Source organism: Acidiphilium sp. 20-67-58, from assembly GCF_002255515.1.
Lineage (GTDB): Bacteria > Pseudomonadota > Alphaproteobacteria > Acetobacterales > Acetobacteraceae > Acidiphilium.
In genome coordinates this window covers 175983-197256 of sequence record NZ_NCAS01000011.1, presented here as the reverse complement: position 1 = coordinate 197256, position 21274 = coordinate 175983, and the positions used below count along the sequence as shown (strand labels likewise).

Sequence of the window (21274 nt, the reverse complement as noted above, 5' to 3'; positions counted from 1 at the left end):
GACATCCACGCAACCGGGCCGGATCAGGCCGCCGGATCGAGCACCGCATCCGGCGTGCGCGCGCCGGTCATGTAGGCGACGGCGTCGGACATCGAATGCGTCTTCGGGTCGATCACGCAGAGCCGGCGGCCGAGGCGGTGGATATGAACGCGGTCCGCCACCTCGAAGACATGCGGCATGTTGTGGCTGATCAGGATGATGGGGATGCCGCGGGCCTTCACGTCGAGAATGAGTTCGAGCACGCGGCGGGATTCCTTGACGCCGAGGGCGGCGGTCGGCTCGTCGAGGATGATGACCTTGGAGCCGAAGGCGGCGGCGCGGGCGACGGCGACACCCTGGCGCTGGCCGCCGGAGAGGGTTTCCACCGCCTGGTTGATGTTCTGGATCGTCATCAGCCCGAGATCGGAGAGTTTCTGACGGGCGATGCGCTGCATCTCGGCATGGTCGAGCTTGCGAAACACCTTGCCGAGCAGGCCCGGCTTGCGCAGTTCGCGGCCCATGAACATGTTGTCGGCGATCGACAGGCCCGGCGCCATGGCGAGCGTCTGGTAGACCGTCTCGATGCCGGCGGCGCGGGCGGCGATCGGCGAGGCGAAGCGCACGGGCTTCCCCTCGAGATGGATCTCGCCCTCATCGACCTGGATGGCGCCGGAGAGCGCCTTGATCAGCGAGGACTTGCCGGCGCCGTTGTCGCCGATGACGGCGAGGATCTCGCCGGGGTGCAGGTCGAAATCGCAATGGTCGAGCGCCGTGACCCGGCCATACCGCTTGATGAGGCCACGCGCCTTGAGAACGGGTTCCATCACACCGCCGCCTTTCTGATCCACTGGTCCACCGCGACCGCGACGATGATCAGCGCGCCGATCATCAGGTAGGTCCATTGCGGGTCGGTGCCATACATGTTGAGCCCGAGGGTGAAGACGCCGACGATCATGGCGCCGAAGATCATGCCGAGGATCGAGCCGCGGCCGCCGAACAGCGAGATGCCGCCGATCACCACCGCGGTGATGCTGTTGATGTTCTCGAACTGGCCGGAATTGGGCGAGATCGCGCCGATGCGGCCGATCAGCGCCCAGCCGGCGATGGCGCAGACGAGGCCCGAGAGCGTGTAGACGCCGATCAGCATCCGCCGCACGTTCACCCCGGCCAGTGCGGCGGCATCGGGATCGTCGCCCACGGCATAGACGTGCCGCCCCCAGGCGGTATGCCGCAGCACATAGGCAAAGAGCAGCACAAGGCCGATCATCAGCACGCCGCCATAGGTGAAGGTGGCGCCGCCCGCGCCGCCGATCACGAAGGTATTGCCGAGATATTGCAGCAGCGGCGCCTGCATTGAGATCTGCGCCGCGCCGATCGTCTGGTTGCCGGAATAGAGATAGTTCGCCGCCAGCACGATCTGCCAGGTGCCGAGCGTGACGATGAAGGGCGGCAGTTTCATGCGGGCGACGAGCACGCCATTGCACCAGCCCGCGGCGGCGCCGAGGCCGAAGCCCGCGAGGATGGCCACACCCGCCGGCAGCCCGTAGGCGAAGGCGCACTGTCCCATCAGCACCGAGGACAGCACCATGATGGCGCCGACCGAGAGATCGATCCCTGCCGTGAGCACGACGAGCGCCTGGGCGACGCCGACGATGCCGGTGATGGTCACCTGCTGGAGGATCAGCGTCAGCGCATAGGCGGTGAAGAAGCGATGGCCGACCAGGATGCCGAAGCCGAGCAGCGAGACGATCAGCACGATCAGCGGCGCGAGCCACGGCGTTTCATGCAGCAGGTGCTGCAACCGTTCGAGCGGCGTCCTGGGGTGGCTGAACTCCGCCACGGCCTCGGCGCCGGAAGTGACGATGGAGGCCTCGAAGGTGACCTCGGTGCGCTCGTTGCTCGACATCGCATATGCTCCATGACCGCGCCGGGCGCGCCGGCGCGGCAGTCGAAGGAAACGGGGCGGCGTTACGCACCGCCCGCGGTCGTGCCGGGGATCAGCTGCCCCAGCAGATCTTGGCGCCCTTCGCCGGCGTGATCGAGGGAACACCGGAAACGGGATGGGCGGTGATCAGGTTGGTGCCGGTATTGTAGAAATCCTTGCCGGCGCTGGCCTGCGGCTTCTTGCCCGTCTTGGCGAAGGTGACGATCGCCTTCACACCAAGGGCCGCCATCTTGAGCGGATATTGCTGCGAGTCGGCGGCGATGATGCCCTTCTTCACGCCAGCGACGCCGGTGCAGCTGCCATCGATCGCGACGATGGTGACCTTGCCGGCCTTGCCGACCGATTTCAGCGCCTGGTAGGCGCCGAAGGCTGCCGGCTCGTTGATGGCGTAGACGAGGTTGATGTTCGGGTTGCGGGCAAGCAGCGTTTCCATGCCCTTCTGGCCGCCCTCTTCCGATCCGCCGGTCTCGACATGGCCGACGATGCGCGGGTCGGCCACGTTGAACGTGTTCGGATCCTTGATCTTGTCACCGAAGCCGGCGAGGAACCCGTGATCGCGCTCGACATCGACGGTGGGATGCGAGATCGAGAGATCAAGCATCGCGATCTTCGCGTCCTTCGCCTTGGCGCCGAGATGCTTGCGCGCCCAGCGGCCGATCAGCTCGCCCGCCTCGAAATTGTCGGTGGCAAACGTCATGTCGGCAGCGCTGGTCGGGCTCAGCGCGGTATCCAGCGCGATCACCAGCAGCCCGGCCTTGCGCGCCTTCTCGACGGTGGGGACGATCGCCTTGGTGTCGGACGGGGTGATCAGGATGCCCTTGGCGCCATCGGCGATGCAGCTCTCGATGGCGGCGACTTGCGACTGGTTGTCGCCGTCATACTTGCCGGCATAGGTCTTGAGATCGACGCCGAGCTTCTTCGCCTCGGCCAGCGCGCCCTTCCGCATGGTGACGAAATAGGGGTTGGAGTCGGTTTTCGTGATGAGGCAGGCGCGGATCGGCGCGGCCTGGGCGGTGGTGGCGAACCCGGCGACCGCGCCGAGCGCTGCCAGCGCGATCGTCGCCTTGCGGGTGAAGCTGTTCCTGTTGGTCATGTTGTTCTCCTTGGTCTCGACACGGTGTCTGGACTTGGCGCCTCCGGGCGCGTTCCGCGGCGCGGGACGGCACGGACGCTGCATGGTCATCGGCCGGTATCCGGCCGCACTGCCGAAGCGCGCGGCTTCGGGGCCGCCGCCGGCGTCTGGTCGTGAATACGGGTCGGCTGGGCGCGGGGCGCCGTCATCGTTCCTCCTCAGTCTTGTTATTCGCTCGCTGGCCCGCGCATGGGCGGTTTGAAGACCAGAAAACGTTTTCATGACTTTCTTAATTTGCACGATCGGCAGGGGCAAGAAATTTCTTGCCCGGGAACGAAAATTTTATCTCGCACGAAAATTCCAAAGCCAATCGCGATCCGATACGCCGCATCGGTCAGAAGTCGATGGATGAGCCCTCTTGCGAAGAGGAAAACGTTTTCAGGTTTCCTTGACCTCTCGGGCCATGGCTTCGGTGACGCGGTGAGATCAGGTGGACCAGTTCCGTGCGAAATCGGCGAACAGCGACAGGCCACCGCAGGCGAAGAGGGTCTGGCCGGTGACGTAACTCGCCTCGTCGGAGAGCAGGAAGGCAGCAACGGCGGCGATTTCATCGGCCTCGGCCGGACGCCCCATCGGGATATGCGCCTCGACGATGCGGCGGCGCTCGGGATCGCCGGTCCAGCCCGCGTTCATCGGCGTGACCGTCGCACCGGGGCCCACCGCGTTGACCCGCACGCCGCGCGCCGCGAATTCCAGCGCCAGGGTGCGGGTGAGATTGCCAAGCCCGCCTTTCGCCACCGAGTAGGAGAGGAAGCCCGGCTTTGGCACGATTTCGTGAACCGAGGAGACGTTGAGGATCGCACCGCCCCCCTGCGCCGCCATGTGGCCGATCACCAGCCCGCAGAGATGGGCGACGGCCAGCAGATCGACGGCGACGATGCGCTCGAACCGGTCCATGTCGAGCGCGTCGCTCGGCTGCTCGGTCTGGATGCCGGCGTTGTTGACCAGCAGCGAGAGATGGCCGGCGCGCCCGATGGCCCGCGCCGCAACCGCCTCCATCGCGGCCCGGTCGGCGACATCCGCGGCCTCGGCGTGATGGCGGGCGGCCGGCCCGGCGGCGTGGAGTTCATCCAGGGCTTCGGCGGCAGCTTCATCGCCCGGCAGATGGGTGAAGGTGATCGCGGCCCCCTCCTGAGCGAGCCGCCGGGCGATGGCCCGGCCGATCCCCGATGCCCCGCCGGTGACGAGCGCGTGCCGGCCGACGAAGCGGGCAGAGCGTGACTGTACTTGTGACTGTACTTGTGGCTGGACGTGTGACTGGACGTGTGACTGGACGTGGGGCGTGGTCATGCCGGCCTCCTCACAGGATCTTGCGACGCGAGGTTAGCGGCGCGCCGCCGTTGCGACCAGCCCCGCGGCGCCGCCGCAAGAAACGATCTATATTCGCAACATCGAAGATGGCAGCACGAAAGACCGGATCCGGCAAGGGCGCGTGATTTCCTCGATTGCATTTTCATTGAGGGTCAACTAAATATAAATGACAATCATCGCAGGGAGGAACTCGATGACAAAAAAGATAGAAGACAAAGTTGACGATATCGTTGCGTCGCGCCTGCCGCGCCGCGCCGTGGCCCAGGGCGTGACGCTCGGCGCCGCCGCCGCGATGCTCGCCGCCGGTGCCCGCACCGCGGAAGCCGCCGGCAAGGACCCGTTCCCGCCGCACAAGCGCTGGAAGTTCGTGTTCGTCAACCACGTCACCACCAACCCGTTCTTCGTGCCGACGCAGTATGGCATCCACGACGCCTGCCGCCTGCTCGGCTGCGAATGGCAGTGGACCGGATCGCAGACCTCGAACGTCGCGCACATGGTCAACGCGATGGATGCGGCGATTGCCGGCAAGGCCGATGCGATCGCGGTGCCGCTGGTCGATCCGACCGCGTTCAACAAGCCGACCGAACGCGCGCTCGCCGCCGGCATCCCGGTGTTTTCCTACAATGCTGACGCACCTGCCGGCTCGGGCAACAAGCGCCTCGCCTATATCGGCCAGGACCTGTTCCTCGCCGGCTACCAGATGGGCGAGAAGATCGTCCAGCTCGTCGGCTCCGGCGAGGTCGCGCTGTTCATCGCCACACCCGGCCAGCTCAACATCCAGCCGCGCATCGACGGTGCGGCGGCCGCGATCAAGAAACTCGGCAAGAACATCACCTATCACGAGATCGCGACCGGCCCGACGGTGAACGAGGAACTCTCCAAGATCCGCGCCTATTATCTCGGTCACCAGCACGTGAAGGGCATGTTCGCGGTGGATGCCGGCTCGACCCAGGGTGTCGGCGAGGTGATGAAGCAGTTCGGCCTCGCCAAGAAGGGCGTGCACGGCGGCGGTTTCGACATGCTTCCCAAGACGCTCGACCTCATCAAGAGCGGCGATCTCGACTTCACCATCGACCAGCAGCCCTATCTGCAGGGCTTCTACACGGTGATGGAGATGTTCACGTTCCTCGCCTCCGGCGGCCTGTCGGGCCCGGCGGACATCAACACCGGCCTGAAATTCGTGACCAAGGGAGGGGTGCAACCCTATCTCGACACGCACACCCGCTACGAGGGCAGCTCGGCCAAGCCGCAGATCGTGCCCCGGCACGGGCCGATCGCCGGCTGAAGCCGCGCCGGCGCGGCGGCCTGCCGCACCCCGATGGGGCATGGCAGGCCACCCGCCGGACGTCCGCCCTCCACCAACGAGGCCGCCCCGCGCGGGGCGGCGCCTGAGATCAGGGGAACGGCATGAGCCAGCCCATCAGTCTGCGCCGACACGGCTCGCGCCTGTTCGCGCTGCGAGAAGCAAGCATTCTCGTCGTCGCCATCCTGCTGTTCGGCTATTTCGCCATCAGCAACGACAATTTCCTCTCGGGCGCCAACCTGCAGACCTTGTCGCAGTTCATCGCCCCGGCCGCGATCATCGCCTGCGGCGAGATCATGCTGCTGATCTGCGGCGAAATCGACCTCTCGGTCGGCCAGGTCTTTGCCCTTGCCCCGTTCATCATGGCGTTCAGCGTGAAGGCGGGTCTCGGCCTGTTCGTCGGCATCGCGCTCGCGCTGCTGGTCTCCGCCGTGGTGGGGCTGATCAATGGCGGGATCACCGTGCTGCTGCGGGTGCCCTCCTTCGTCACCACGCTCGGCACGCTGTTCCTGATCAACGGCTTCACCCTCACCATCTCGCGCGGCTATCCGGTGAACACGCCGGGTGGCGCGACGATCGCCAACATCTTCGGCGCGTCCGGCTACAGCGAGTTTCTCTGGGCGCTGCTGATCGTGCTGGTGATGCACGCGGTGCTGCGCCACCGGCGCTGGGGGCTGCACACCATCGCGGTGGGCGGCAACCTCACCGGGGCGACCGAGGCCGGCATCAACGCGGCAAGGATCAAGGTGGGCAATTTCGTGCTGACCAGCGTGCTCGGCGGGGCGACCGGCATTCTGGAGGCCTTCCGCATCGGCTCGACCGACCCGCTCGCCGGCGGCACCAACGTCATGTTCCTCGCCGTCGCCTCCGGCGTGATCGGCGGCACCAGCCTCGCCGGCGGATCGGGCACGATCATCGGCGGGCTGCTCGGCGCCACCGTGCTCGGCGTGCTGCAGGACGGCTTCACCCTCGCCGGCATCAACGCCTTCACCTTCGACATGATCATCGGCGGCGCCATCCTGATCGCGATGATCGCCAACATCCGCGTCCAGGGCATGCGCAAGGGAGGCCGGCGATGAGCGCCACCGTCAACGAAACGGCGCCGGACGCGCTGCGGGCCGAGAACATCGTCAAGTCGTTCGGCGCGGTGACGGCGCTGTCCGGCGTGTCGCTGCATGTCAGGCGCGGCGAGGTGCTGGGCATTCTCGGCGATAACGGGGCCGGCAAGTCGACCCTGATGAAGATCATCACCGGCTTTCACAAGCCGACCGCGGGCCAGCTTTACGTGCGGGGAGAGGCGGTCGACCTCGCCTCGGTCGATCATGCGCGCGCACTCGGGATCGAGTGCGTCTACCAGGATCTCGCGCTGGTGAACACGCTGCCGATCTATCACAACATGTTCCTGAACCGCGAGCTCAGGAACCCCTTCGGCATGCTCGACCACCGGACGATGCGCCGGCGCGCGGCGGAGGCGCTCGAGGATATCGGCGTCAACATTCCCTCGGTCGACGAGGAGGTGGAGATGCTATCGGGCGGGCAGCGGCAGGCGATCGCCATCGCCCGCGCGGTGTATTCCGAGGCGAAGATTTTGTTGCTCGACGAGCCGCTCGCCGCGATGGGGGCGCGCGAGGCCGGGCTGATCATCGACCTGATCCAGCGCCAGCGCGCCCGCGGCGACATCTCGATCATCATGATCATGCACAATTATGCCCAGACGCTCGAGATTGCCGATCGCGTCATGCTGATGCAGCATGGCGAGGTGACGTTCTCGGGCGCGGCGCGCGACACATCGGTCGAGGAGCTGCTGGAGATCGTGCGGCGTGAATACCGCGCGGCACGGGCGCGCTGACGCAAGGCGCCGGCAGCACAACATCAGGACGGAAAAGGGAACATCATGACCGCACATGCCAACGCAATCTATCCGAGCCTCAAGGACCGGGCCGTGTTCATCACCGGCGGCGGCGGCGGCATCGGCGCCTCCGTCGTGCAGCATTTCGCCGAGCAGGGCAGCCGCATCGTCTTCGTCGATATCGACGAGGCGGGCGGCCAGCGCGTGGTCGAGCAGGTGGCGGCGAAGGGCCACGCCGCGCCGCATTTCATCAGGTGCGACCTGCGCGATATCGACGCGCTGAAAGCCGCGATCGCACAGGGCGCCAAGGCGGTCGGCCCGTTCACCGTGCTGGTGAACAACGCCGCCCATGACGAGCGCCACCCGACGATGGATGTGACGGTGGAATACTGGGAAGACCGGCTGCAGGTGAACCTGCGCCACCAGTTCTTCACCGCCCAGGCGATCATCCCGATGATGAAGGCCGCCGGCGGCGGCGCCATCGTCAATTTCGGCTCCAGCAGCTGGCACAAGGGCCAGGGCGGCATGCCGGCCTACGTCACCGCCAAGGCCGGGATCGAGGCGCTGACGCGCAGCCTCGCGCGGGATTTCGGGCCGGACAACATCCGCGTGAACTGCGTGGTGCCGGGCTGGATCATGACCGAGCGGCAGATCGAGAAATGGCTCACGCCGGAAGGCGAGGAGACGCTGATGAAGCAGCAATGCCTCAAGCAGAAGCTGGTGCCGGCCGATGTTGCGCGGATGGTGCTCTGGCTCGCCGCCGATGACAGCCGGATGGTGACCAGCCACAATTTCTTCGTCGATGCCGGCTGGATCTGAGCGGCCCGGACGGATGACCGGCCCCCGATGATCGGCCACCTATGATCGGCCACCTATGATCGGCCTCGATTGGGGGACGACACGGCTGCGCGCTTTCCGCATCGCGAAGGATGGCATGGTCCGCGACGTCCGCCGTGCCGATCGCGGCGTGCTGAGCGTGCAACCGGGCGGCTTTGCCGACGTGCTGCGCGAGATTGCCGGGGACTGGCTGGCGGGCGGCGAGCGGCGGGTGCTGATCGCCGGGATGGCCGGCAGCCGCCAGGGCTGGCTGGACGTGCCGTATCTCGACTGCCCGGCGGTGTTCGGCGCGATCGCCGCCGCGGCCCGGCCGGTGGCGTTCGAGGGCGCCGAGGTGCTGATCCTGCCGGGGCTCGCGACGCGGGACGGGGATGGCGTTCCGGAGGTGATGCGCGGCGAGGAAACCCAGATCGCCGGTGCGGTCGGGGACGCTGCGCGCCGGCTCGTCTGCCTGCCGGGCAGCCACTCCAAATGGGCGGTCGTCGGGGCCGGGCGGATCGAGGGGTTCCGGTCCTACATGACCGGCGAGGCCTTCGCCGCGCTGGGCGGGGCGACGATCCTCGCGCAGACGATCGAGGCGGGCGGGCCGGAGCCCGACGCCTTCGCCGACGGCGTCGCGCGGGCGCGCCAGCCTGGCGGGCTGCTGCATCATCTCTTCGGCGTGCGGACCAGGGTCTTGCGCGATGGCGTGTCGAAATCCGCCTCCCGCGCCTATCTGTCCGGCCTGCTGATCGGCCACGAGATCGGCCATGAGATTGGTCGCGCGCGGCCGGCGGCGGCGGCGGCGGCGGAGGTGACGCTGATCGGCGATCCCGCGCTCTGCGCGCTCTACCGCGATGCGATCGCGCTGTGCGGCGGGGCGGCGCGCGTACATGACGATGGCGCCGGCGACGCCGCCTGTCTCGGCCTTACCCGGCTCGGAGCGGAGATCCCATGGCGACACTGAAGGAACATCTCGACGCCTTCCCACTGGTCGCGATCCTGCGCGGGGTCGCGCCGGACGAGGTGATGGCGCTGGGCGAGGCGCTGGTCGACGCCGGGCTGCGGATCATCGAAGTACCGCTGAACTCGCCCGACCCGTTCGAGAGCATCGCCCGCCTGGCCCGCGGGCTCGGCACGCGGGCGCTGATCGGCGCCGGAACGGTCATGACGGTGGAGGATGTCGCCCGCCTCGCCGGGGCGGGCGGGCAATTGATGGTCACGCCGCACGCCGATCCCGCCCTCGTGGCCGAGGCGAAGCGGCGCGGGCTGATCGCCCTGCCCGGCTTCTTCACCCCGGCCGAGGCATTCGCGCTGATCGGCGCCGGGGCGGACGGGCTGAAGCTCTTTCCCGCCGAAGCAGCAAGTCCCGCGGTGCTCAAGGCGTTGCGCGCGGTGCTGCCGCCAGCGCTGCCGGTGCTGCCAATCGGCGGCATCACGCCGACCACGCTTGCCCCCTGGCGAGAGGCGGGTGCTGGCGGCTTCGGCATCGGCTCGGCACTCTACCGGCCGGGCGACGACGCCGCTGCCGTGCGCATGAAGGCAGCCGGCTTCATTGCCGCGCTCGCAAGCTGATCCGGCTGCAAAACCTCTGGCCTTTGCGCCGATTGCCTTTTATCGTTTGACGGCAAGGACCGGATCGACCGGCCACAACGACGAGGGGGAGAGGCGCTGCCATGTCCGAGGCTTTTCACGTCTATGATGAACGATTCCGCTCGATGCTGCTGTTCAACGCGGCGATCGAGACCATCGCCACCGGCTGCCGCTGGGCGGAAGGCCCGGTCTGGTTCGGCGAGCAGAACTGCCTGCTGTGGAGCGACATTCCCAACGACCGGATGTTGCGCTGGACGACGAACGGGACGGTCGACGTCTATCGCACGCCGGCACGGCACACCAACGGCCATACCCGCGACCGGCAGGGGCGGCTGGTCAGCTGCGAGCATGGCGGGCGCTGCGTCAGCCGCACCGAATATGACGGCTCGGTCACGATCCTGGTGGATCGCTTCGAGGGCAAGCGGCTGAACTCGCCGAACGACGTGGTGGTGAAATCCGACGGGACAATCTGGTTCACCGACCCCGATTACGGCATCTGGAGCGATTACGAGGGCCACCGCGCCGAAAGCGAGATCGGCGCCTGCAACGTCTACCGGTTCGACCCGGCGAGCGGCGCGCTCAGCGTGGTCGCCAGCGATTACGAGCGCCCCAACGGGCTGGCCTTCAGCCCCGACGAACGGAAACTCTACATCGCCGATACCGGCATCACCCACCGGGCGGACGGCCCGCATCATATCCGGGTGCATGACGTGATCGACGGCGCGCGACTCGGGCCGGGCAAGGTCTTCACCGAAATCGCGAACGGGTTCGCCGACGGGTTCCGCATCGACGAGCACGGCAATGTCTGGTCGAGCTGCGGCACCGCCAACGGCGTCGCCGTCTTCGCGCCGGATGCAACCCCGCTCGGCAAGATCGACCTGCCCGAAGCCACCAGCAACCTCGTCTTCGGTGGGCCGAACCGCAACCGCCTGTTCATGACCGCGACCAGCTCGGTCTATTCGCTCTATGTCGCGGTGCGGGGCAACAAGACGGTGTAAGGGGCACGATTCTGATTGTCAGCGCCCCTTATTGATTGTATAAAACCGATAATAAACCGAATGTAACAAAATCCTGGGAGGACAAGATGGATTTCGATCAAACCGATTCCGGCGTGTTTGACCTGACCGGCGCGACCCGCCGCACGCTGCTCACCGGGCTTGCCGGCGGGCTCGGGCTGGCCGCCCTGCCCCGCTTCGGGCTGGCGAACAACCGCAAGCTCAAGATCGCCCTGTCGAACTCGTATATCGGCAACGAGTGGCGCATCGAGATGGTCAACCTCTTCAAGGCGGCGCTGCAGATGGAGCCGTACAAGAGCGAGATCGACGGATCGTATTTCAGCTCGGGCAACAACATCTCGCAGGAAAGCCAGCAGATTTCCGGCATGATCGCCGAGCGCGTCGATGCCATCCTGGTCGACGCCGCCTCGCCGACCGGGCTGAACGGCATTCTCCAGCAGGCCCATGCGCGCGGCATTCTCGTCGTCTCGTTCGACAACATCGTCACCACGCCAACCGCGATCAAGGTGAACACCGACCAGGTGAAGTTCGGCGCCACCCTGGCCGAATGGCTGGCGAAGAAGATCGGCGGCAAGGGCAATGTCATCATGGTGACGGGCGTGGCCGGCACCGGGGTGAACGAGGACCGCAACCGCGGCGCCGAAGAGATCTGGAAGAAATATCCCGGCATCAAGATCGTCAGCCGTTTCGCCGGCGACTGGGCGTCCTCCACCGCAGAGAAGAACACCGCCTCGGTGCTGCCCTCGCTGCCCAAGATCGACGGTATCTGGTGCCAGGGCGGCACGGATGGCGTGCTCAAGGCCTTCATAGCCGCGAAACGACCGCTGCCGCCGACCGCCGGCGAGGCGGAAAACGGCTTCCGCAAGTTCATGACCGGCTATATGGGCCACAAGGTCGAGGGGCTTTCGGTCGGCCAGCCGCCCTACCTCGTGCTGATCGCGCTGGAACTCGCGCGGCGCATCCTCAACAAATCCTATCCGCGCAAGGACATCACCATCCCCTTCCCCTTCGTCACCAACGCCACGGTGAAGGTGGGAGAGACGGTGTTCCCCAACATGCCGGACAGTTTCTTCACCGACTTCACCGACAGCGGACCGCACGCGACGCTCAAGATCTGCGTCGATGCCGCGCTGCACGGCACACCCTGCGGCGGTTCCCTGACCGTGCATCTGCCCAAGGCCTGACCCGGCCATGACCGCACCCGCCATCGCGGCGCGCGGGGTCAGCAAGTCGTTCGGCGGCGTCAAGGCCCTCACCAGGGCCTCGATCGCCGTCGCGCGCGGCAGCGTTCACGCGCTGGTCGGCGAGAACGGCGCCGGCAAATCGACCCTGATCAAGATCCTCGGCGGCCGCATCGCAGCCGACGAGGGCAGCGTGGAAACCGGCGGGCCGGACCTGCGCATCGGCACCGTGTTCCAGGAACTCACGCTGCTGCCCTACATGACGGTGGCGGAAAACCTGCTGCTCGGCCGCGAGCCGCGCGGCCGGCTCGGCCTGATCGACCGCGCCGCGATGCCGCGCATCGCCGAGGCCGAACTCGCCGGGCTCGGCATCACCCATATCGATCCGCGCGCGCTGGCGGCGGACATATCGCTCGCCGAGCGGCAGATCATCGAGATCGCGCGGGTGATCATGGCGCGCCCGCAGATCCTGCTGCTCGACGAGGCGACATCCGCGCTGGTCGAGCGCGAGGTGGCCTGGCTGTTCGGCCAGATCCGCGCGCTGCGGGACGCGGGCGTGGCAATCGTGTTCACCTCGCACCGCTGGGGCGAGATCACCAGCATCGCGGACGAGATCACCATTTTCCGCAACGGCACCGATGTCGGCACCTTCACCTCGATCGGCGAGGACGAGGCGATCACGCTGATGACCGGGCAGGCGCTGGAGACGATCTTTCCCGCCCGCGGCGCGCAGCCCCCCGGCCCCGTGCTGCTCTCGCTGCGCGGCGCGCGGGCGGAGGGAACCGCGCCGCTCGACCTCGATTTGCGCGCAGGCGAGATTCTCGGCATCGGCGGCCTCGCAGGGCATGGTCATCGCGCCCTGTTCTTCGGCCTGTTCGGCGCCCCCGGCTTTCGCGAGGGGCGGATCGAGCGCGAGGGACGGCCGGTCCGCATCACGGCGCCCTGGGACGCGATCCGCGCCGGCCTCGCCCTGGTGCCGGAAGACCGCAAGAGCGAGGGGCTGTTCCTGCCGCTTTCCGTGCGGGACAATTTCACCCTGCCGATCCTGCGCCGGCTCTCGCGCCTCGGCATCCTGCGGCTCGGCGCCGAGCGCGCAACGGTGGCGGAGAGCATCCGCCGGCTTGCCGTGCGCACGCCCTCGGCGCAGCAGCCGGTCGGCGCGCTGTCCGGCGGCAACCAGCAGAAGGTGCTGCTCGGGCGCTGGCTGCTGACGCGCTCGCGCATCCTGCTGCTCTACGATGTGACCCGCGGCGTCGATGTCGCGACCAAGCACGAGATCTACGAGCTGATCGCCGGCCTCGCCCGCGAGGGCTACGCGATCCTGTTCTATTCGTCGGATGCGGAGGAACTCGCCCATCTGTGTCATCGGGTGAAGGTGATGCGGCGGGGCGCCTTCGTCGCCGAGTTGCCGGCCGACGCGCTGTCCGCCGAGGCGATCGTCGCCGCCGCGATGCGCGAGAGCGGCAAGACGGAGATTCCCCATGCAGCCTGACGCCGCAGCACTGCCGCGCGGCAGCCGCCTCGGCCACGCGATCGGGCAGAATATCGGCCTGATCCTCGCCGGCGCGATCCTCACCCTGGCGGTGGCCGGGTTCCTGATGGTCTACAGCATCGAACAGCACCGGCTGCCGGGCAATTTCGAACTGACCTCGACGGTGAACAACGCGATCCCGCTGGTCTTCGCCGCGGTGGGCCAGAGCTTCGTCGTGCTTACCCGCGGGATCGATCTCTCGGTCGGCGGCGTCGTCGATCTCGCCAACGCGCTGGCGGCGGTGACCATGGGCAAGTCGCTCGGCGGCGCGCTGCTGTGGTCGGCCGTCATTCTCGCGGTAGGGGCGGCGTGCGGCCTCGTGAACGGGCTGCTGGTCGCATTCGGCCGGTTGCAGCCGATCGTGGTGACGCTGGCGACACTGTCGATCTACCAGGGTCTGGCGATCCGCGTGCTGCCAGCGCCGGGCGGTGCGATCCCGCCGGCCTACACCAACCTGCTGGTCAACCCGAACGCGCCCTGGGCATTGGTTTATATCGGGCTCCTGATACTGGCCTGGGCGGCGTTCCGGCGCTCGCGCACCGGTGTGGATCTCTACGCGATCGGCAATGACGAGGCCTCTTCCCGCGCGCTCGGGGTGCGCGTGCTGCGCACCAAGATCATCGCCTACATGCTCGATGGCGCACTGGCGGCCGCGGCGGGGCTGTTTCTCGCCGCCTCGGCCACGGCGGGCGACGCGACGACCGGCAACAGCTACACGCTGACCTCCATCGTCGCGGTCGTGCTTGGTGGCGTCTCTCTGTTCGGCGGGCGCGGTTCCGCGGCCGGCGCGATCGCCGGTGCGTTCATCACCACGCTGATCGTCAACATCCTGTTCTTCAGCCACGTCAATCCGCTGTATCAGTCATTCTACGAAGGAGTGTTCCTGATCGTCGCGGTCGTGCTCGGCGGCGCCATCGGCGGCGCGATCAGGAGGCGGCAATGAGAGCTCTCTCCGTCGATACGCGGCGGATCCTTTATGCGATCATCGCGGCGATCGGGCTTTTCGTGGTTGGCGAGGCGGCGCATCCGGGCTTTCTGTCCGGCCCCAGCGTGGCCTCGATCCTGGTAATCGCCTCGTTCGTCGGCATCGTGGCGGCGGGACAGTGCTTCGTCATCCTGATCGGCGGGATCGACCTTTCGGTGCCCTGGGTGATGAACGCCGCGGCGATCCTGCTCACCACCACCTCGCTCGGCAAAAACACGGGCGCGCCGGAGGCGATCGCCGCGGCCATCGGCATGGGGGTGGCGGTGGGAGTGGCGAATGGCATCGGCATCGCCGTCTTCGGCATTCCGGCGGTGGTGATGACGCTGGCGGCGAACGGCATCGTCGAGGGGCTGACACTCGGGCTGAGCGGCGGTTTCACCTGCTCCTCCTGCTCATCCTACGCCCCGCCGCTGATCCAGACGCTGGCGCATGGCACCCTGCTCGGCATTCCCGATGCGCTCTGGCTCTGGGCGTTCGTGACCGCGCTGGTCAGCGGCGCGCTCGCGGTGACGCGGTTCGGACGGGCGACCTACGCGCTCGGCACCAATCCGCTCGCCGCCACCCTCGCCGGGATCGACGCACGGCGGATGACGATCCTGCTCTATGCCCTGTGCGGCGGGTTCGCCGCACTCGGCGGGATCATGCTGGTGGGCTTTGGCGGGCAAGCCTCGCTCGGCCTCGGCGACCCCTACCTGTTCACCTCGATCGCCGCGGTGGTGATCGGCGGGGTGAACATCCTTGGCGGTCGCGGCAATTATCTCGGCGTCGCCGCCGGCGCGGTGAGCCTGACCGTGCTGGTCTCGGTTCTGCTCGCGCTTTCGATGCCCGATTACGTGCGCAGCATTGCCTATGGCGTCGTCATCCTTGCGCTGCTGCTCGCTTATGGGCGGGAGACATGACGATCACCTCCTGGCAGCCGGCCGAGCGCTATCCCGACCCGGCGATCCATGTGCTCAGCCAGGCCTTCGCACGCTACCGGCTGTTCAACGCGGCGGTGGAGCGGCTCGCCGATGGCTGCCGCTGGGCGGAAGGGCCGGTCTGGTTCGGCGACGGGCGCTTCCTGCTATGGAGCGACATTCCGAACGACCGGATGCTGCGCTGGGACGAAGCCGATGGACGCGTCAGCGTGTTCCGCCAGCCGGCGGGCCATGCCAACGGCAACACGAGGGATCGCCAGGGGCGGTTGATTACCTGCGAACATGGCGGGCGGCGCGTGATCCGCACCGAGATCGATGGGAGCATCACGGTGCTCGCGGACGGGTTCGGCGGGCGAAGGCTGAATTCGCCGAACGACGTCGTGGTGAAATCCGACGGCAGCATCTGGTTCACCGACCCGCCCTTCGGCATTGCCGGATGGTATGAAGGGCACCGCGCGGAGGCGGAGCTGAAGCCCGCGATCTACCGGATCGACCCGGCGAGCGGCACGGTCTCGATGGTTGCGGACGACATCGCGGGGCCGAACGGGCTGGCCTTTTCGCCGGACGAGAGCCGGCTCTACGTGGTCGCCTCGCGGGCCGAGCCTCACCGGGCAATCCATGTGTTCGATGTGGTGGATGACAGCCGCCTCGCCAACAATCGGCGACTGATCGATGCCGGCCCCGGCGGCACGCCGGATGGGTTTCGCGTCGATATCGACGGCAATCTCTGGTGCGGCTGGGGGATGGGCGAGGCCGAACTGGACGGGGTGATGGTGTTCGACCCCGGCGGAACGCCGATCGGCCGCATCGCCCTGCCCGAGCGCTGCGCCAATGTCTGCTTCGGCGGGAGGCATCGCAACCGGCTGTTCATGGCGGCGAGCCGGAGCCTGTATGCGCTTTACGTCAACACCCAGGGTGTGCGCGGAGGGTGATCCGCCGCCGTATGGGCGCCGGCTGGTGATCTCGATGAAAAACCGGCGGGAGACTGGCTCCCGCCGGGGGGTCGAGCGTAGAGGGTAGGGTCAGAAATCTTCCCAGTTATCCTCGCCAGCGGCTTCCATCTGCGGTTCCCGTTGCGGCGCGGGCTTCGCGGGACGGATGGCAGCCTGTGCGGGGCGCGATGGAGCCGCCCGGTTTGCAACGGGCCGGGCGCTTGCCGTCGGGCGCGGCGCGACCGGTTCGTGCGCGACCGCGCCGAGGTCGAACCGCGCCATCAGGCCGGAAAGCTGCTCAGCCTCCCGCGCCAGGCTGTGACTTGCCGCCGTCGACTCCTCGACCATCGCCGCGTTCTGCTGCGTCGTCTGGTCCATCTGACCGACGGCCGTGTTCACCTGGACAAGCCCGGTCGCCTGCTCCTGCGCGGATGCGGCGATTTCCGCCACCACGCCGTTGATCTCGCCGATCTGCCCGACGATGCGCTCAAGAGCCCGACCGGTCTGACCGACGAGGTCGACGCCCGCGACAACCTGCTGGTTCGAGGCGGAGATCAGCGTCTTGATTTCCTTTGCCGCATCCGCCGAGCGCTGCGCGAGCGCGCGAACCTCGGAGGCAACGACGGCAAAGCCGCGCCCGGCATCGCCCGCCCGGGCAGCCTCGACCCCGGCATTGAGCGCCAGCAGATTGGTCTGGAAGGCAATCTCGTCGATCACCCCGATGATGCTGCCGATCTGCTTCGACGATGCCTCGATCTCGCCCATCGCCGCGACCGCCTGCGACACCACGGCGCCGCCGCGTTCTGCATCGCCCTGCGCCGCGCCGACGACAGTTCGGGCATGCACGGCCCCATCGGCGGTCCGCCGCACGGTCACGGTGATTTCCTCGAGCGCGGCTGCGGTTTCTTCGAGTGTGGCGGCCTGCTGTTCGGTACGGCGGGACAGATCGTCCGCCGCCGCGGAAATTTCAGAGGCGCCCGACCGGATCGCCCCGGCATTCGCCGCGACAACCCCCATCGTCTCCTGCAACCGTTCCAGCGCCGCGTTGAAATCGTCGCGCAGACGGTCATAATCGTCACCGAAAGCCTCGGTCAGCCGGTAGGTGAGATGTCCGGCCGCAAGCTCCTCGAGACCGCCGGCAACGGAGTCGAGCACATGAGCGAGCTGCCGTGCCGCTGCCTCGCGCCGGGCCTCGGCTTCCTGCCGCTCGGCTTCGCGTGTGCGGGCGAGCTGGGCAGCTTCGGCCTCGATCCGGGCCTTCTCGATCCCTGCGGACTTGAAGACCTCGACCGCGCGCGCCATGCCGCCGATCTCGTCCTTGCGGTCGGTAAAGGGGATGGATGTGTTGAACTCGCCGCGGGAAAGCTGCGTCATCACCGAGGTGATCGCGTGCAGCGTGTTGTTGACGTTGCGCTGCATCAGATACATCGCCAAGAGGAACAGCGCGAAGAGCGGCAGGAAAAGCATCGAGAAGCGGGAGACGCCTTTCCAGAGCTGGGCATCGATGTCGTTGACGTAGGCGCCGGTGCCGATGTACCAGCCCCAGCCAGGCACCTGCCCCATCAAGGAAATCTTCGGCTGCGGCTTGGCCGAACCCGCTTTCGGCATGAAATAATGGGCGAAAGCCGGATGGCCGGCACGGATCGAGTCGATCATCGCCCGATCGGTGTAGTTGCCGTACACGTCCTTGGCATTGAAGCGATCGGTACCGATCAGCGCCTTGTTGACATGCTGCAGCCCGATCCCTTTCGCACTATCGACGAAATAATAATTCCCGTGATCGAAGCGGGCGGCGCCGAGGGCCTTGAGCGCGAGCGACTTCGCCTGCGGCTGCGGCATCGTCCCCTTCTCCGCCATGTCGACGAAGCCGCTGGTGATGTGAACGGCGTCGCTCACCAACGCGCGGATTTCGGATTTCCGCGACTGCATCTCGATCTGGTAGGACGCCAGCAGCCCGAGGGCGATGGCCACCAGGGTCATCGCGATGCCGAACGCACCGAGCGCGGCAAACTGGTGACGGATTGAAAGCTTGTTCAGCACGACATGTCTCCGGATCAACCTTCCCGGACTGCATGACAGAGTTTAGTTAAAAAAAAGTGTTCTGATGTCGCATCGGCTGCGGATATCCAGAACGGAGATCGCATCGGGCGGATCGTCCTTCCGGATGATATTCAGAAGAACGATGCCTTTTTGATAATCAAATCACCCCGAAAATATCCCAATAGTGTAAATAAATACCTTATATAAAGTCCAACATGGCTTTAAAGAAATATTTTTAATACATTCTGCAATATTTTCACGCATCATCGTTGATAGCATCCCCCGCGATCCACCCAGTGGGGAGGCCATGCGACACAACGCTCTGCACGGAAATATTCTCCGACCGGTCGAGTCCGCGCCCGCGCGCCGGCCTTGCTCCGCAGCCAGCCGCCCTCCTGGACCCGGTCCCGAAAGGGTCATGGTCGGGCAGTCGGCGTCGATGCGCCGGCTGTTCGAGCTGATCCGCCGGTTCGCCCCGGTCGATGCACCGGTGCTGATCACCGGGGAGACCGGCACCGGCAAGGAACTCGCCGCCCGCGCCATCCACGACCGCTCGAACGCCCGCGACGGCCGGTTCGTCGCCATCAACTGCGCAGCACTGCCCGCCGGGCTGATCGCCTCGGAGCTGTTCGGCTACGAGAAGGGCGCCTTTACCGGCGCCACGGCGCGGCGGATCGGGCTCGTCGAGATGGCGGCTGGCGGCTCGCTCTTTCTCGACGAGATCGGCGACCTGCCGATGGACCTGCAGGGGCATCTGCTGCGGTTCCTGCAGGAGGGGCAGATTTTCCGCCTCGGCGGGCGCGAGCCGGTGAGTGTGCGCACCCGCGTCATCGCCGCCACCCATGTCGATCTGCGGCGGGCGATCGGCGAAGGCCGGTTTCGCGAAGACCTGTTCTACCGGCTGAATGTACTGCAACTCGAGATACCGCCGCTGCGCGCGCGGGATGGCGATATCGAACTGCTCGCCATGGTCGTGCTGCGAGCCGCCGCGCGCGATCTGGGGCTGGCGGTGGACGGGTTTTCGGCCGCGGCGCTGGCTGCGCTCTGCCGGCATGACTGGCCGGGCAATGTACGCGAACTCGTCTCGACGGTGCGGCGGGCGGCGGTGATGGCGAGCGGGCAAACGATCGGGGAAGCGGACCTCGCCTTGCCCGCCGCGCGCGAGAGTCCGCGCCTGCGGGCGACCACCGGCCCGCACGGGATGATCGACCCCGAGGCGGTGCGCGCCGCCCTCGCCCGTTGCGGCCAGAACCGCGCCCGCGCCGCCCGCGAACTCGGCATCGCCCGCATAACGCTCTACCGCGCGCTGCAACGCATGGCGGCGACCGGCCACACGGAGGACACCAGCGATGAAACTTGAACCGACACGACCGCGCCGTGTGGCGGCAGCCTTGTTTGCCGCCGGACTGGCACTGCCCGCCGCCGCCGCACAGCCAGGCACCGGCACAACCGCGAGCACTACGGCAGACAGCACGCCCGCGCAGAGCAATGGCGCGGCACTTGAACGACTGCGCGCCAGCGTCGCCCGGGCCGAAGCAAGATTACGCCACACGCGGCACGAGCTCGACCGCGCCCGCGCCGATCTCGACCGCCAGGGCGCCCTGCTCGACGAGGCCATGCGCCGGCTCCGCGCAGCCGGGCCAGGGCCGACCAGCGCGGCACAGGACCAGGCGGCAGCCGCGACCGACGCAACGGCTGCGGACACCGCAGCACCTCCTCCCGAACAGACATCGGCACCGATCACCGGCACGAAGCCGGCGGAACGGCGGGAGGCTCGCGTGCTGCAGACCTCGCCGCTGCAATCCGTCGGCGGCGTGCTGACGCCAAGCGGCACGCTGGTGATCGATCCCTCGCTCGAATACGACTATTCGGCCGACGACCAGCTGAGCCTGAACGGGTTCACCATCCTGCCCGGCATCACCTTCGGCCAGCTCCTGCTTGCGCGAGTGCGGCAAAGCATGGTGACGCCGGCGCTGACGCTGCGCTACGGGCTGACCGACCGGCTGGAATTGAGCGCAAGGGTTCCCTTCGTCTACGCGTATCAGGAGACCGTCACCCAATCGATCCTCCAGCAGAGCGGCGGGGGAACCACGGTCGGCGTGCTTGCGCCGAGCGCCCATGCGGCCAGCCTGGGCGACATCCAGTTCGGCGCCAGCTACCAGTTCAATCAAGGCGGCGGCGGCGTGCCGATCGTGGTGGGGAACCTGATCTACAAGACCGCGACCGGCACCAGCCCGTTCTCGGTCCCGGTCTACACGACCGCCGATCCGAATGGCGGCATCATTTCCGGCATCCAGAAGAAAGTGCCGACCGGAACCGGATTTCCGGCGCTGGAACCCAGCATCACGCTGCTCTACCCGACCGCGCCGGGGATCCTGTTCGCCAATCTCCTCTACATCCACAATTTCGGCAGCACCGTGCATGTGCAGGATCCGGGCGGCGGCCCGGCGGTGGCGGCAGACGCAAAGCCCGGCGATGCGGTGGCGGCGACGTTCGGCATCGGCTTCGCCCTCAATGACGAAACGACGTTCACCCTCAGCTACCAGCAGGAACACGTGTTCGGTGCGACATTCAACCATGCGGCGGTGAAGGGCTCGACCTACGATTTCGGCACCTTCAATTTCGGCATCGGCTATCAGCTCTCGAAATCGACCACGATCAATCTCGGCGTCGGCATCGGCGCGGGGCCGAACGCGCCGGTCGCCAAGGTTCTGATCGATGTGCCGGTCCGCTTCTGAGGCGGG

At 67.2% G+C, this 21274-nt stretch carries 19 protein-coding genes; 14 read left to right on the top strand and 5 right to left on the bottom strand.

Features of this window, described 5'->3' with window-relative positions; all coding sequences use genetic code 11:
- Positions 1-23: 23 nt before the first annotated feature.
- From B7Z76_RS06570 to B7Z76_RS06555, 4 genes are all read right to left on the bottom strand, one after another.
- Entirely contained in the window at positions 24-803 is a 780-nt protein-coding gene (locus tag B7Z76_RS06570; RefSeq protein ID WP_174503669.1) for an ATP-binding cassette domain-containing protein, read from the bottom strand.
- A complete protein-coding gene (locus tag B7Z76_RS06565) occupies positions 803-1885 on the bottom strand; it encodes an ABC transporter permease (RefSeq protein WP_291342867.1) in 1083 nt (360 codons plus the stop codon). Before B7Z76_RS06565 ends, B7Z76_RS06570 begins: the two co-directional genes overlap by 1 nt.
- A 91-nt stretch (positions 1886-1976) precedes the next feature.
- Positions 1977-3017 (bottom strand): substrate-binding domain-containing protein, encoded by a 1041-nt coding sequence (locus tag B7Z76_RS06560; protein WP_174503667.1) that lies wholly within the window; start codon positions 3015-3017, stop codon positions 1977-1979.
- Between the two features lie 465 nt (positions 3018-3482).
- A complete protein-coding gene (locus B7Z76_RS06555) occupies positions 3483-4346 on the bottom strand; it encodes an SDR family NAD(P)-dependent oxidoreductase (protein ID WP_291342862.1) in 864 nt (287 codons plus the stop codon).
- Between the two features lie 214 nt (positions 4347-4560).
- Here B7Z76_RS06555 and B7Z76_RS06550 point away from each other — a divergent pair, with 214 nt between their 5' ends.
- The 12 genes from B7Z76_RS06550 to B7Z76_RS06495 all read left to right on the top strand — a co-directional run bounded on the left by B7Z76_RS06550 (position 4561) and on the right by B7Z76_RS06495 (position 16490).
- Positions 4561-5652: a sugar ABC transporter substrate-binding protein gene (locus B7Z76_RS06550; RefSeq protein ID WP_174503665.1), complete on the top strand. Its 1092-nt coding sequence runs from the start codon at positions 4561-4563 to the stop codon at positions 5650-5652.
- 122 nt (positions 5653-5774) lie between these two features.
- Positions 5775-6749: an ABC transporter permease gene (locus tag B7Z76_RS06545; RefSeq protein ID WP_174503664.1), complete on the top strand. Its 975-nt coding sequence runs from the start codon at positions 5775-5777 to the stop codon at positions 6747-6749.
- Complete coding sequence (locus tag B7Z76_RS06540; protein WP_174503663.1) at positions 6746-7519, top strand: ATP-binding cassette domain-containing protein; 774 nt, start codon at positions 6746-6748, stop codon at positions 7517-7519. The genes B7Z76_RS06545 and B7Z76_RS06540 overlap by 4 nt, the downstream gene beginning before the upstream one ends.
- Positions 7520-7564: 45 nt before the next feature.
- Complete coding sequence (locus tag B7Z76_RS06535; RefSeq protein ID WP_174503662.1) at positions 7565-8338, top strand: SDR family NAD(P)-dependent oxidoreductase; 774 nt, start codon at positions 7565-7567, stop codon at positions 8336-8338.
- A gap of 55 nt (positions 8339-8393) precedes the next feature.
- On the top strand, positions 8394-9302 hold the full coding sequence (locus B7Z76_RS06530) for a 2-dehydro-3-deoxygalactonokinase (protein ID WP_291342860.1): 909 nt from the start codon (positions 8394-8396) through the stop codon (positions 9300-9302).
- Positions 9290-9910 (top strand): 2-dehydro-3-deoxy-6-phosphogalactonate aldolase, encoded by a 621-nt coding sequence (locus tag B7Z76_RS06525; protein ID WP_291342858.1) that lies wholly within the window; start codon positions 9290-9292, stop codon positions 9908-9910. The genes B7Z76_RS06530 and B7Z76_RS06525 overlap by 13 nt, the downstream gene beginning before the upstream one ends.
- Before the next feature lie 101 nt (positions 9911-10011).
- Positions 10012-10926, top strand: coding sequence for an SMP-30/gluconolactonase/LRE family protein (locus tag B7Z76_RS06520; RefSeq protein WP_174503659.1), 915 nt, complete (start codon positions 10012-10014; stop codon positions 10924-10926).
- A gap of 86 nt (positions 10927-11012) precedes the next feature.
- A complete protein-coding gene (locus B7Z76_RS06515) occupies positions 11013-12128 on the top strand; it encodes a sugar ABC transporter substrate-binding protein (protein ID WP_291342856.1) in 1116 nt (371 codons plus the stop codon).
- A gap of 7 nt (positions 12129-12135) precedes the next feature.
- Entirely contained in the window at positions 12136-13617 is a 1482-nt protein-coding gene (locus tag B7Z76_RS06510; RefSeq protein ID WP_174503657.1) for a sugar ABC transporter ATP-binding protein, read from the top strand.
- Positions 13607-14599: an ABC transporter permease gene (locus B7Z76_RS06505; RefSeq protein ID WP_174503656.1), complete on the top strand. Its 993-nt coding sequence runs from the start codon at positions 13607-13609 to the stop codon at positions 14597-14599. Before B7Z76_RS06510 ends, B7Z76_RS06505 begins: the two co-directional genes overlap by 11 nt.
- Positions 14596-15540 (top strand): ABC transporter permease, encoded by a 945-nt coding sequence (locus B7Z76_RS06500; protein ID WP_174503655.1) that lies wholly within the window; start codon positions 14596-14598, stop codon positions 15538-15540. The genes B7Z76_RS06505 and B7Z76_RS06500 overlap by 4 nt, the downstream gene beginning before the upstream one ends.
- 2 nt (positions 15541-15542) lie before the next feature.
- On the top strand, positions 15543-16490 hold the full coding sequence (locus B7Z76_RS06495; protein WP_324482134.1) for an SMP-30/gluconolactonase/LRE family protein: 948 nt from the start codon (positions 15543-15545) through the stop codon (positions 16488-16490).
- A 90-nt stretch (positions 16491-16580) separates the two neighbouring features.
- Here the strand turns inward: B7Z76_RS06495 and B7Z76_RS06490 are convergent, their stop codons facing one another.
- Positions 16581-18530, bottom strand: coding sequence for a methyl-accepting chemotaxis protein (locus B7Z76_RS06490; RefSeq protein WP_174503653.1), 1950 nt, complete (start codon positions 18528-18530; stop codon positions 16581-16583).
- A gap of 418 nt (positions 18531-18948) precedes the next feature.
- Here B7Z76_RS06490 and B7Z76_RS06485 point away from each other — a divergent pair, with 418 nt between their 5' ends.
- On the top strand, positions 18949-19890 hold the full coding sequence (locus tag B7Z76_RS06485; RefSeq protein ID WP_174503652.1) for a sigma-54-dependent Fis family transcriptional regulator: 942 nt from the start codon (positions 18949-18951) through the stop codon (positions 19888-19890).
- A complete protein-coding gene (locus B7Z76_RS06480; protein WP_174503651.1) occupies positions 19880-21268 on the top strand; it encodes a hypothetical protein in 1389 nt (462 codons plus the stop codon). Before B7Z76_RS06485 ends, B7Z76_RS06480 begins: the two co-directional genes overlap by 11 nt.
- Positions 21269-21274: the final 6 nt, after the last annotated feature.

Excerpts from the sequence above, each read along its gene's own strand:
- B7Z76_RS06530 (WP_291342860.1), top strand. The coding sequence starts at position 8,394 with ATGATCGGCCTCGATTGGGGGACGACACGGCTGCGCGCTTTCCGCATC.
- B7Z76_RS06525 (WP_291342858.1), top strand. The coding sequence starts at position 9,290 with ATGGCGACACTGAAGGAACATCTCGACGCCTTCCCACTGGTCGCGATC.
- B7Z76_RS06510 (WP_174503657.1), top strand. The coding sequence starts at position 12,136 with ATGACCGCACCCGCCATCGCGGCGCGCGGGGTCAGCAAGTCGTTCGGC.
- B7Z76_RS06565 (WP_291342867.1), bottom strand. The coding sequence starts at position 1,885 with ATGTCGAGCAACGAGCGCACCGAGGTCACCTTCGAGGCCTCCATCGTC.
- B7Z76_RS06520 (WP_174503659.1), top strand. The coding sequence starts at position 10,012 with ATGTCCGAGGCTTTTCACGTCTATGATGAACGATTCCGCTCGATGCTG.
- B7Z76_RS06515 (WP_291342856.1), top strand. The coding sequence starts at position 11,013 with ATGGATTTCGATCAAACCGATTCCGGCGTGTTTGACCTGACCGGCGCG.
- B7Z76_RS06570 (WP_174503669.1), bottom strand. The coding sequence starts at position 803 with ATGGAACCCGTTCTCAAGGCGCGTGGCCTCATCAAGCGGTATGGCCGG.
- B7Z76_RS06505 (WP_174503656.1), top strand. The coding sequence starts at position 13,607 with ATGCAGCCTGACGCCGCAGCACTGCCGCGCGGCAGCCGCCTCGGCCAC.
- B7Z76_RS06560 (WP_174503667.1), bottom strand. The coding sequence starts at position 3,017 with ATGACCAACAGGAACAGCTTCACCCGCAAGGCGACGATCGCGCTGGCA.
- B7Z76_RS06550 (WP_174503665.1), top strand. The coding sequence starts at position 4,561 with ATGACAAAAAAGATAGAAGACAAAGTTGACGATATCGTTGCGTCGCGC.
- B7Z76_RS06500 (WP_174503655.1), top strand. The coding sequence starts at position 14,596 with ATGAGAGCTCTCTCCGTCGATACGCGGCGGATCCTTTATGCGATCATC.
- B7Z76_RS06485 (WP_174503652.1), top strand. The coding sequence starts at position 18,949 with ATGGTCGGGCAGTCGGCGTCGATGCGCCGGCTGTTCGAGCTGATCCGC.
- B7Z76_RS06545 (WP_174503664.1), top strand. The coding sequence starts at position 5,775 with ATGAGCCAGCCCATCAGTCTGCGCCGACACGGCTCGCGCCTGTTCGCG.
- B7Z76_RS06480 (WP_174503651.1), top strand. The coding sequence starts at position 19,880 with ATGAAACTTGAACCGACACGACCGCGCCGTGTGGCGGCAGCCTTGTTT.
- B7Z76_RS06535 (WP_174503662.1), top strand. The coding sequence starts at position 7,565 with ATGACCGCACATGCCAACGCAATCTATCCGAGCCTCAAGGACCGGGCC.
- B7Z76_RS06555 (WP_291342862.1), bottom strand. The coding sequence starts at position 4,346 with ATGACCACGCCCCACGTCCAGTCACACGTCCAGTCACACGTCCAGCCA.
- B7Z76_RS06540 (WP_174503663.1), top strand. The coding sequence starts at position 6,746 with ATGAGCGCCACCGTCAACGAAACGGCGCCGGACGCGCTGCGGGCCGAG.